At 72.8% G+C, this 10,611-nt stretch carries 12 protein-coding genes; 4 read left to right on the top strand and 8 right to left on the bottom strand.

The features are described 5' to 3' along the window. The 3 genes from AC1Q49_RS15450 to AC1Q49_RS15440 form a co-directional block, all read left to right on the top strand. On the top strand, window positions 1–1,395 hold a 1,395-nt coding region (locus AC1Q49_RS15450; protein WP_492493239.1), incomplete at its 5' end, for a DEAD/DEAH box helicase. A 73-nt stretch (window positions 1,396–1,468) separates the two neighbouring features. After that, window positions 1,469–1,768 carry a DUF3467 domain-containing protein gene (locus AC1Q49_RS15445; RefSeq protein WP_060961047.1) on the top strand — a complete coding sequence of 100 codons (300 nt, stop codon included), beginning with the start codon at window positions 1,469–1,471 and terminating at the stop codon, window positions 1,766–1,768. 287 nt (window positions 1,769–2,055) lie between these two features. After that, window positions 2,056–3,057: a magnesium and cobalt transport protein CorA gene (locus AC1Q49_RS15440; protein WP_060961048.1), complete on the top strand. Its 1,002-nt coding sequence runs from the start codon at window positions 2,056–2,058 to the stop codon at window positions 3,055–3,057. Window positions 3,058–3,144: 87 nt separating this feature from the next. On the opposite strand, the gene upp is transcribed toward AC1Q49_RS15440, so the two are convergent. From upp to AC1Q49_RS15415, 5 genes are read right to left on the bottom strand one after another with little or no spacing between them, the layout of a single operon-like run. Then, window positions 3,145–3,777 carry a uracil phosphoribosyltransferase gene (upp, locus tag AC1Q49_RS15435; protein ID WP_060961049.1) on the bottom strand — a complete coding sequence of 211 codons (633 nt, stop codon included), beginning with the start codon at window positions 3,775–3,777 and terminating at the stop codon, window positions 3,145–3,147. A gap of 9 nt (window positions 3,778–3,786) precedes the next feature. Continuing rightward, window positions 3,787–4,875: a hypothetical protein gene (locus AC1Q49_RS15430; RefSeq protein ID WP_191007936.1), complete on the bottom strand. Its 1,089-nt coding sequence runs from the start codon at window positions 4,873–4,875 to the stop codon at window positions 3,787–3,789. A 10-nt stretch (window positions 4,876–4,885) separates the two neighbouring features. Continuing rightward, window positions 4,886–5,203: a hypothetical protein gene (locus AC1Q49_RS15425; protein WP_101305603.1), complete on the bottom strand. Its 318-nt coding sequence runs from the start codon at window positions 5,201–5,203 to the stop codon at window positions 4,886–4,888. Beyond that, window positions 5,200–6,495: a putative T7SS-secreted protein gene (locus AC1Q49_RS15420; RefSeq protein ID WP_492493235.1), complete on the bottom strand. Its 1,296-nt coding sequence runs from the start codon at window positions 6,493–6,495 to the stop codon at window positions 5,200–5,202. Before AC1Q49_RS15420 ends, AC1Q49_RS15425 begins: the two co-directional genes overlap by 4 nt. A gap of 41 nt (window positions 6,496–6,536) precedes the next feature. Next, complete coding sequence (locus AC1Q49_RS15415) at window positions 6,537–6,878, bottom strand: hypothetical protein (RefSeq protein WP_492493233.1); 342 nt, start codon at window positions 6,876–6,878, stop codon at window positions 6,537–6,539. 85 nt (window positions 6,879–6,963) lie between these two features. Between AC1Q49_RS15415 and AC1Q49_RS15410 the strand changes: the two genes are divergently transcribed. Then, window positions 6,964–7,431 carry a nucleoside deaminase gene (locus tag AC1Q49_RS15410; protein WP_205282316.1) on the top strand — a complete coding sequence of 156 codons (468 nt, stop codon included), beginning with the start codon at window positions 6,964–6,966 and terminating at the stop codon, window positions 7,429–7,431. Between the two features lie 30 nt (window positions 7,432–7,461). Here the strand turns inward: AC1Q49_RS15410 and AC1Q49_RS15405 are convergent, their stop codons facing one another. The 3 genes from AC1Q49_RS15405 to AC1Q49_RS15395 are packed head-to-tail and all read right to left on the bottom strand — an operon-like array spanning window position 7,462 to window position 10,577. After that, a complete protein-coding gene (locus tag AC1Q49_RS15405; protein WP_492493231.1) occupies window positions 7,462–8,574 on the bottom strand; it encodes an alpha/beta fold hydrolase in 1,113 nt (370 codons plus the stop codon). Between the two features lie 42 nt (window positions 8,575–8,616). Continuing rightward, the gene (locus AC1Q49_RS15400) at window positions 8,617–9,360 is read right to left on the bottom strand and encodes an aspartate/glutamate racemase family protein (protein ID WP_492493229.1); all 744 of its coding nucleotides are present in this window, start codon (window positions 9,358–9,360) and stop codon (window positions 8,617–8,619) included. Next, window positions 9,357–10,577, bottom strand: a complete 1,221-nt coding sequence (locus AC1Q49_RS15395) for an amidohydrolase family protein (protein ID WP_492493227.1) — start codon at window positions 10,575–10,577, stop codon at window positions 9,357–9,359. The genes AC1Q49_RS15400 and AC1Q49_RS15395 overlap by 4 nt, the downstream gene beginning before the upstream one ends. Window positions 10,578–10,611: the final 34 nt, after the last annotated feature.

Raw genomic sequence — 10,611 nt, 5'->3', positions numbered from 1 at the left:
CCGCCCGCCCCGCCCCAGGCGGGATCGCAGCAGGCCGCGATCGATCAGTGGGCCGATGGGCTCATCGACTCCGGCGCCGCCCGCACCGCGGACTTCCCGCGGGATGCCGCGACCGACCTCCTGCTGCGCCGTCCGCCGCGCACGCGTCGGGGCGGGCTCACGCGGGCGGTCGTCGCCGGCGACCTGCCCCGCGACGACGTCGACGACATCGCGCGGTCGGTGCACGATCTGGACCACAGCTACCTGGCGGTCCAGGGCCCGCCGGGCACGGGCAAGACCTACGTCGGATCGCACGTCGTCGCGCGGCTGGTGCGTGAGCACGGCTATCGCGTCGGGGTCGTGGCGCAGTCCCACGCCGTGGTCGAGAACATGCTCGCGCGCATCGTCGAGGCGGGCGTGCCGGCCGAGCTCGTCGCGAAGGCCATGAAGGGCAAGGGTCCCGCGTCCGGTTCCGAGCCGTTCACCCCCATCGCCAAAGACGGCTACGCCGCCTTCGCCGCCGACCATCCCGGGGGCTTCGTGATCGGGGGCACCGCCTGGGACCTCAGCCACGCCGGACGCGTGCCGCGCGGCAGCCTCGACCTGCTGGTCATCGACGAGGCGGGCCAGTTCTCGCTCGCCTCGACGATCGCCGTCTCGGTCGCCGCCCCGCGCCTGATGCTGCTGGGCGACCCCCAGCAGCTCCCGCAGGTGAGCCAGGGCACGCACCCCGAGCCGGTGGACACATCGGCTCTCGGCTGGGTCATGGACGGCGCCGCCGTCATCGCGGAGGATCGCGGCTTCTTCCTCGCGCAGACCCGCCGCATGCGCCCCGAGGTCGCGGCGCCGGTGTCGGAGCTGTCGTACGACAGGAAGCTGGCCGCGCATCCGTCGACCGCGGCGCGCCGCCTCGCGGGCATCCTGCCCGGCGTCGTGCCGGTCGCGCTCGCGCACACCGGCAACGCGACCCAGTCGCCGGAGGAGGCGGAGGCGGTCGTCGCGCTCGTGCGCGACCTCGTCGGCCGCGAATGGACCGCCGCCGCGGGCGCCGCGCCGAGGCCGCTCGAGCCGGACGACCTCATCGTCGTCACCCCGTACAACGCGCAGCAGGTGCTGGTCGAGGCGGCGCTGGTCGAGGCCGGGTTCGGCACGGTCCCGGTGGGCACGGTCGACAAGTTCCAGGGGCAGGAGGCCGCGGTGGCGATCGTCTCGCTCGCGGCATCCAGCGGGCGGGACGCACCGCGGGGCCTCGAGTTCCTGCTGCTGCAGAACCGTCTGAACGTCGCGGTCTCCCGCGCCGAGCACACGGCCTACGTCGTGTACGGCACGGGGCTGCTCGACGATCTGCCGCGCACGCCCGACGGGGTCGCCCGCCTCAGCGCGTTCGCGCGGCTCGTCGGCGCGGACCGCACGTAGACTCGCCGGAAGACGTCCCTGCCGGCGGGCGGCCCCGGCGCCGCGGCCGACGCACCGCGAGAAGGAGGACGGCATGAACGATGAGACGCCCCGGCAGTTCGAGATCGACCTGCCCCCCGAGATCGTGGCGGGCACGTACGCCGACTTCGCGAACGTCTGGCACACCCCCGACGTGTTCGTGATGGACTTCGTCTGCCTCGCCCGGCCCCCGCAGGCGGGGGTGGATGCTGAGGGTGCCCCGGTCACGGTCGTGCCCGGCCGCGTCGTCCAACGGGTGCGCATCCCTCCCCAGCAGGTGTTCGAGCTCGCGAAGGCGCTCACCCAGCAGCTGGAGTTCTGGGAGCAGGAGACGGGGCGCCGCTCCGAGGCGTGAGCCGCCTGTGAGGTCACGTCACCCGCGGGGGCTATACTCACCGAGGCCCGTCACCGCGTATCCGAGCGCGGCGGGCCCCGATCCGAGGCGGTGAGACACCATGGCAGACGATAGTAGGCGCGCCGCGGTGGGCGCCGCCGGCATCACCTCGCTCTGAGAGCCGGCCCCTCCGCGGCGCTTCCGTGCGCGCCGTCAGCCGCGCGCACCCCGCGCCCACCCGACACGGGTGCGCGATGACCCGCGCCTGCGCCACCCCCGCGCCGCGCGCCATCCGGAGGAGGACCGACATGACCCTGATCGACAACGCCGTGTACAAGGACGGTGTCCGCGTCGCGACGCCGGCCTCGTTGGACGAGGCCTACGCGCTGCAGGAGGCGCACGCGGGCTTCGCCTGGATCGGTCTCTACCGGCCGTCCGAGCAGGAGCTCGCCTCGGTGGCCGCCGAGTTCGAGCTGCACCCCCTCGCCATCGAGGACGCCGCCCTGGGCCACCAGCGCTCGAAGGTGGAGCGCTACGGCGACACGCTCTTCGTGGTGCTGCGCCCGGCCCGCTACGACGACGAGCGCGAAGAGCTCGACATCGGCGAGCTGCACCTCTTCGTCGGCCCCGACTTCCTCATCACCATCCGCCACGCCGAGTCGCCCGACCTCGGTGCCGTCCGGCGGCGGCTCGAGGAGCAGCCCGAGCTGCTGGCACTCGGGTCGGAGGCCGTCCTGTACGCGGTGTTGGATCGCGTGGTCGACGAGTACGAGCCTCTGGTTGCCGGCATCGAGAACGACATCGACGAGATCGAGGACGACCTGTTCGGCGACGCCGACGACGACGCGCTCTCCCGCCGCATCTACGAGCTGTCGGGCGAGCTGAACCGGTTCGCGCGCGCGACGCATCCGCTGGTGCCGATCATCGAGTGGCTGCAGCGGGGCCATGAGGCGTACCACGTCGACATCGAGCTGCAGCGCCGGCTGCGCGACGTCCGCGACCACGCGCTGCGGGTCACGGAGCGCATCGACGGGTTCCGCGCCGTGCTGGACAAGGCGCTCACCGTGCACTCGGCGCTCGTCGCCCGGCGGCAGACCGAGGTCAACCTCGCGCAGAACGAGCAGGTCAAGAAGATCTCCTCGTGGGCGGCCATCATCTTCGCGCCGACGCTGATCGGCACCGTCTACGGCATGAACTTCGACGTCATGCCTGAGCTGCACTGGGAGTACGGCTATCCGGTCGCCCTCACGGTGATGATCACGTTCCCGGCCGTGCTGTACGTCATCTTCAAGCGCCGCCGCTGGCTGTGACCGCCACCCGCGCTTCGTCCGTCCCGCGGCGCCGCTTCGCGGCGGCGATGGCGACCGGAGCGGACGGATGAAGGCGTCGGCGGCGGGTCAGACGGTGCCGTAGAGTCGGTCGCCGGCGTCGCCGAGACCGGGCACGATGTAGCCCTTCTCGTTCAGCCGCTCGTCGAGCGCGCCGAGCACCAGCGTGACGTCGCGGTCGCCGACGAGCTCCTCGATCTTCGCGACGCCCTCCGGGGCGCCGAGGATGCAGATCGCGGTGACGTCCTGCGCCCCGCGGGCGAACAGGAAGTCGATCGCGGCCCCCAAGGAGCCTCCCGTCGCGAGCATCGGGTCGAGCACGAAGCACTGACGGTCGCTGAGGTCGCCGGGAAGGCGCTCGGCGTACGTGTACGGCTGGAGGGTCTCCTCGTTGCGCGCCATGCCGAGGAAGCCGATCTCGGCGGTGGGCAGCAGCTTCACCATGCCGTCGAGCATGCCGAGGCCGGCGCGCAGGATCGGCACCACGAGGGGACGCGGCTCGGAGATGCGCACCCCGGTCGTCGTCGTGACGGGCGTCTGGATCTCGACCTCCTCGACACGCACGCCGCGGGTCGCCTCGTAGGCGAGCAGCGTCAGCAGCTCCTCGGTGAGCTGGCGGAACACCGGCGACGGTGTGCGCTCGTCGCGCAGCACCGTGAGCTTGTGGGTGATGAGGGGGTGATCGGCAACGTGCACGCGCATGATGTCAGCCTACGCGTCCGCCTCGTCGTCCGACGGCGCGAGCTGCCACGCCGCGGCCAGCACGACGGCGTCACTGAGCGTGCGCACGGCGTCGAGCTGGTCGACGTGCGGCGTCGAGAAGCTCACCAGGCAGAGGCCGCGTCCGTCGGGGAACTGCAGCCAGTAGTCGATCACTCCCACAGGGCGTCCGCTCAGCTCACTGGGTCCGAGGCGCCGCGTCGTGTGACGCAGCAGGGGGCCGCCAGCGGTGGATGCCGTGACGAGCTCGTCCTGCGTTCCGGTCGCGGCCGCGAGGCGGGTTCGCAGGCTCAGCATGTGGTCGTCGGCACCGGCCGGCCCGAGCTCCTGCCAGTACACCGTGACCGCCACGGCCGCCGCGGCATCCGTCGTTCGACGGGTGAGGTAGGCCATCGACCGCCCGCCGGCGCCGGCCGCCGTGCGCGCCGACTGACGCAGCCACGCGATCAGCTGCCCGCGCAGCACCGGCGCAGGAGGAAGCCCGGTCAGCTGGGCGTCGACGATCGCCTTCGCATCGGCGTCGATCGTGAGGGATGAGGTGAGATCGAGCTGGGCCCAGTCATCGCCGAGGAAGAGGTCGAGTCCCACGACGCGCTCGCCGGCGCGCAGCCCGCGCTCGGGTTGCTGCGTGATCCATGCGACGTCGTCGTCGCCGGGTTGCGGTTCGAGGGCGGCGCGCACGTCCGCCGCCGAGGCGTGAACCGGGTGCGGACCGGCGGGATCGAACACCACACGACGCAGCAGCGGCGCGTACGCGTCGAGCAGCGGCACCAGCCCGGGACCGCGTTGCAGTGCGAACTCCGCCGCTTCGCGCTCACCCGCCGCCCAGGCCGCGAGGGTCTGCGACGACGAGAAGAGGTGCAACTCCCAGCGGCGCTCGCCGTCGGGGTCGTCGGCGGCCACCGTGAGGGTCTGTGTCTGCCCGTCCGGGGTACGCATGAGGGGGATCACGACGACGTCGTGGCGCAGCGCCCGCCCGATCTCGATCGGATCGTTCGTCGCCAGGGCGGCGGCGAGGCGCTCCGAGCCCACGTCGACGGCGGGCGCGGTGGGGATCGGCGCGAGCGGATCGTCGGTCACGGTTGTCAGCCTAAAGCTCTCCGGCGTCTTCGAACTCGACCTCCGCGCGCTCGCGGAACCGCCGGTCGAGCGGACTGCGGACGTTCTCCGCGGATGCGGTCGGGTCGACGTCGTAGAGCAGGCCCATGCCCCATCGCCGTCCGCGCACGTCGCGGGCCAGGCGCGTGTCGATGTAGCCGTACTGCGGCCCGGCACCCGTGTCGTAGACGATGAAGGCCCCCGCCGCATGCAGTGCGTCGTCCGACGCGGCCACGCGGACGCCGTCGAAGGGCGCCACCGTATTGATGAGGCGCAGAGCCACCGGGAACGAGAGCTCCGAGACCCTCATCGCGCCACCGACCAGACGATGTCCGTCACGTTCGTCAGTCCCTTCGACGCGAGGTCGCCCCCGACGATGATGTACTCCGGGGCGCCGCCGGGCATCCTGTCCAGCGGCAGGGCGTGGCGCTGCAGCACGACGGCGCCCACATCGTCGACGGTGGCGTGGACGAGTCGCTCCGCGGAGTTGACGTCGGGAAGGCCCAGGGCGCTGCGGTAGTCGCCGAAGGTGGACGGGGCCCGCGTCGACCAGGAGGCGCCGGTCTGTGCAGCGCCGTCGCCGTAGAGGCGGAAGACGTCGTCCCCCTTCGCCAGGTCGGCCACCGGCGTCGCCCAGAGACGCTCCGACTCGGCGAGCTGCTGCGGGCGCAGCCGGATGGCCTGCTGCACCGTCAGGGCGCCGAACGTCTCGGTGCCCCCGCGGGCTGCGACCTCGGCGGCGGCCTGGGCGTTGATACGGCCCGCCATCGCAACGTTCCCGACGACGCGGGCGGCGCCGCCCAGGCCGATGACGGCGAGCGCGGCGCCGACGATGCTCACGGCGGCCTCTCCCCACGTGCGGTCGCCCGTCGAGGCCAGCACGATGTTGCCGACCGCGTTGATGATCGCGGCGATGCCGGCCACGAGCAGCAATGCGGCCGCGAGTGCCTGGCCGATCACCGGGATCCACGACACCACGAGGGCGAGGATGCCGGCGATCGCGGAGATCGTACCGGCGACATCGGTGATGACGGACAGGACGTCCTTGCCCCAGTCGTCCCACCAGGAGTCGTTGAGACCGTCCTCGCTGGTGGTGTTCTGGATCTCGTCGCGAGCAGTTTCCGCGGCCCGGTCGCGGCGGGCGGCGGCGTCGAGGATCTGCTGACGAGCGACGCCTGCGGCGGCGCTGGCCTGGCGCGAATCGATGCCTGCATCGTCGGCGAGGCGCTCGTAGCGGAGGGCCTCCGCGGGATCGTCGGACGACTCCGAGAGGTGAAGGTAGCGTCGCCGCTCCCGCTGGGCGTCGACGGCGCCGTTCTGCGCCGCGTGCGCGCGCTGCAGAGCGGCGAGCGAGTCGTCCTGCGCCGATGCGAGCGCCGCCGCGTAGCCGACGAGGGCGTTGCCGGTGGCCCGATACCGTTGCTCGGCCCGAGCGATGTCGTCGGCAACCGTGCGCGCCGTCTCGCCCAGGGCGTCGACGGCCTCCGACACGGTGCCGCCGAGATCCAGGGTGCGCAGCCCGCGCACCGTGTCGCCGATGGTGTCGGCGATCTGGAGGTAGTTCCCTCCGCCCTGGCGCACCCCGTCGGGGTCGCCAGGCACGGGATCCGTCCCGAAGCCGGCCGCCGACCAGTCCGCCGGCCTCACGATGCTGCCTCCGGGCGTCGGCCACCGCCCGCCGGTGTCGAGGCGCCGACCGTCGAGGTGCCGTCCATCGCGGCGGCGAGTTCCTGGTCGGCCTGTTCGAAGGTGTCGGCGATCGCGGTCGTCGCCTCGCCGAGTCCCGAGATCGACGACGTCATCTCCTCGCGGGTGTCGTCCCACGCGTGCGCGAAGGAGCGGACCGCCTCCGCGAGTGCGTCGTGGCCGACCGCCTCCGCGATGCGGTCGCTGCGCACGTTCGCGTTCTGGAACTCCGCGGCGATCCGCGACAGTCCCGCGCCCACCGCGCGCACCTGCTCGCTGTTCAGCTCCAGATCCGCCATCGTGTCCTCCGGAACACGAGTCTAGGTCTGCCGGTGACGGGCTTGGATGGGGAGAACTCCCCATCCGTCGCCCTACGCTGAAGGGGTGAGCCTGCCGATCCGCGTCGACGACGAGAGCGCGCTGCGTCGCGCGCTCGCGCTCGCCGCCGAGGCCGGTGCCGCGGGCGAGATCCCGGTGGGTGCCGTCGTGCGGGATGCCGCAGGCACCGTGATCGGCGTCGGACGCAACCGGCGCGAGGCCACGGCCGATCCCACCGCCCACGCCGAGGTCGTGGCGCTGCGCGAGGCCGCGGCATCCCTCGGCTCCTGGAACCTGGAGGGGTGTACGCTCGCGGTCACCCTCGAGCCCTGCCTGATGTGCGCGGGGGCCATCCTGCAGGCGCACATCGGACGCGTCGTGTTCGGCGCGTGGGACGAGAAGGCCGGCGCGGCCGGGTCGGTGTACGACGTGCTGCGCGACCGGCGCCTGCCCGTGCGTGCCGAGGTGGTCGGCGGCATCCTGGAGGATGAAGCGCGGGCGTTGCTGCGGGACTTCTTCGACGCGCGCCGCTGACCCGCCCGATCGCGGGAAGCGGGTGCGCGGTCAGTCGGACGAGCTGAGGATGATCGCCTCGGTCGGCGGCGCCGGGTCGGCCGGACGGCCGATGTAGCCGACGTTCTCCAGCAGCGCCCGGCGGAAGACGGCCGGCTGCTCCAGGTGCGGCGCGTGTCCGACGCCCTCGAGCACGAGCTCGGTGACGGCACCGCCGGCCGCACGGTAGGCCTCCAGCACGTCGCGGGTCTGCGACACCATCTCCTGGGCCGGCGCGACGTCGGCACCCGGCCAGCCGGGGATCACCCCGAGCGCGCCGAGGTGGTTGAGGTCGAAGAACGACGCGTCCGAGACGATGGCGTCCGCGTCGCCGCGCACCCAGAGGATCGGGGGTTTGCGCGCGATGTCGACGATGCCCGAGGTGTCGAAGTACCGCGGCGCCATCGTGTTGAGCACGCCGATGCTGCCGGCGGCGAAACCGGGCCAGTTCTCGCTCGCGACGCTGTCGCCGGGGTAGTTGCCCGTCGCCGTCGAGGTGGTGTTCATCGACTCGACCCAGAGGTCCTCGTGCGCGCTCGTGTAGCCGGGCGCGACGTAGCCCGAGCGGAAGACGCTCCGCGGCGACGTCGGCGCCTCGTCGGTCGTGTCGCGGTCGGTGAGCCGCTGCACGAAGTCGGGGTTCGCCGCGCCGCCGCCGCAGCCGGCGTCGTCGTCGGTGAGCCGCGATCCGTCGCGGCGGGTGCCGCCGAAGCCGTAGGGCGAGACGGGCGCCTGCAGGGTGAGCGAGAGCACCGGGTGATCGATCGCGTACTGCATGACGACACCGCCGCCCATCGACCAGCCCACGAGGTGGGCGGTGTCCAGCCCCAGCACCTGGAGCGTCGCGAACAAGTCGTCGCTGAAGTCGCGGACGCCGCGCGTCGCGTCGACGGGCGTGCTCTCGGAGTCGCCGAAGCCGCGGAGGTCGATGGCGATCACGCGCAGGTCGCTGGGCAGGTCCTGCATGAGCTCCTGCCAGAACAGGCTCGACGACACGTTTCCGTGGACGAGGACGACCGTCTGGTCCGCCGCGGCCGCGGCGTCGTCGCCGACCCGTTCCAGGATGCCGACGCGCAGCCGATCGGTGTCGATGATCCGGGAGGTGATGCCGTCGAGGAGCGTCATGACCGCATCCTACTCCGCCGCTCCCTGTGCATGAACAGGGTTTCAGGTGAACGCGTGGAGAGTGCCGAGCCGTGGCCCGCGCCACGCTTTCCCGGCCCGGGGCGGTGCATACGGCCCCGCCGTGCTGGTGCGCTTGCCGAGGGCGATCAGACCCTCCGCGAACCGCACGGCGGCGGCGACGCCGTCGACCACGGGAACCCCCAGTCGGCGCTCCAGCTCGGCGTCCAGCCCCGCGAATCCGGCGCAGCCGAGCACGAGCACGTCCGCGCCGTCGGCGAGCACCGCGCGTCCGGTCGCCTCGAGGGCGTCCGCGGTGCGGGCGACGTCGTCGGCGATGGCCGAGACGTGCACCTCCGCGGCACGGACCGATCGGCACCGGCCGCTCGTACCCATCGTGGCGAGACTGTCGTGGATGCCGGCGACCGCCGCGTCGACCGTGGTGACGATGCCGAAGCGGTGCCCGAGCAGGCAGGCGGCGAACACGGCCGCCTCCGTGATGTCGACGACCGGCTGGCGGACGAGCTGGCGCATCCCCTCCCGACCGTGCTCGCCGAAGCCCGCCATCACGACGGCGTCGAACGGGTCGGTGCGGCTCGCGACGGCATCCATGACGGCCGCGGCCGTGACGAGGCTCTCGACGTACCCCTCCGCCGAGGCGGGACCCCAGGACGGGGTGACGCCCACGACGCTCGTCCCCGCCGAGGCGGCGGCCTGGCCGATCGCCGCGATGGCGGACGTCATCGCGGCATCCGTGTTGCAGTTGACCGCCAGGATCGTCGCCGTCATCGCAGGTCGTCGTCCTCGGCCACGACGCGGCCGCGGTGGATGACGAGGCGCTGCGGGAGACGGTCCATGACGGCGGCGGTCGCGGTGTCGCCGCGGACGACGACCAGCTCGGCCGGGTCGCCGACGGCGACGCCCGGGCGCGCGCCGGGGGAGAGGCGCGGCAGGTCGGCGTCGATCACCGACGCGCCGCCCCAGGTCGCGATCGCGAGGCAGTCCTCGATCAGGTCGTCGCGGGAGAACCCCTGCGTGAAGGCGAGCATCCACGTGCGCTCGAGCATGTCGCCGTCGCCCCACGGCGACCAGTAGTCGCGTTGGCCGTCCATCCCGAGCCCGACGCGGATCCCGAGCTGCAGCAGCCGCTCGATCGGGAGGTCGAGGGGGACCGACAGCGACCCCTTCGGGGCGATCGTGGTGAGGGCGACGTCGAGCTCCGCGATCTGCTCGAGCGCGCGGTCGACGCCGGGGGAGCGGTCGGCGAGCGAGAAGGCGTGCGACACGCTGACCCGTCCGGCCATGCCGAGTGCGCGGGTGCGCTCGAGCACGAGGTCGAGGGAGAACAGGCCCAGCGAGCCGCCCTCGTGCAGGTGGATGTCGACGCCGACGCCGTGACGGTCGGCGAGGTCGAAGACGGTGTCGAGGTGGCGCACCGGGTCGCGGTCGATCTCGCACGGGTCGATGCCGCCGATGAGGTCGGCTCCCGAGCGCAGCGCGACATCGAGCAGGTCGGGCACCCCGTCCTCGAGGTGGATGCCCACCTGCGGGAAGGCGACGATCTCGACGGACGCGCGGTCGCGGTGCGCCTCGCGCGCCGCGATGACGCCCTCGAACTTCTCCAGGCCGGAGTCGGCGTCGACCTGGGCGTGGCTGCGCACCCGGGTCGCCCCCTGCGCGATCATCCGCCCGAGCGTGTAGGTCGCCCGCTCGGCGACCGACCGCTCCGCCGACCGCCAGTTCTCCCGGTCGTTCATGATGTGCGACCAGCGCGTGTCGCCCGCGGTGTTCGGGCGGAACGGCAGCCCCATCCGCGTCGAGTCGAGATGCACGTGCACGTCGCTGAACGACGGGATCAGGATGCCGCCGTCTCCGTCGACCGCGACGGCATCCGGCGCCGTCAGCGTGCCGGGTGCGCCGATCGCGCGGATGGCGTCGGCGTCGATCAGGACGTCGGACGCGTCGGCGGCCCAGGGGCGGACGTTGCGGAGCAGAGTGAGGGGCACGGAAGGGCCTTTCGGGGTCGGGGAGGAGCGGGGC

The sequence above is a fragment of the Microbacterium sp. MPR-TSA4 genome, from assembly GCF_058792815.1.
This window is presented reverse-complemented; position numbering and strand designations above follow the sequence as displayed.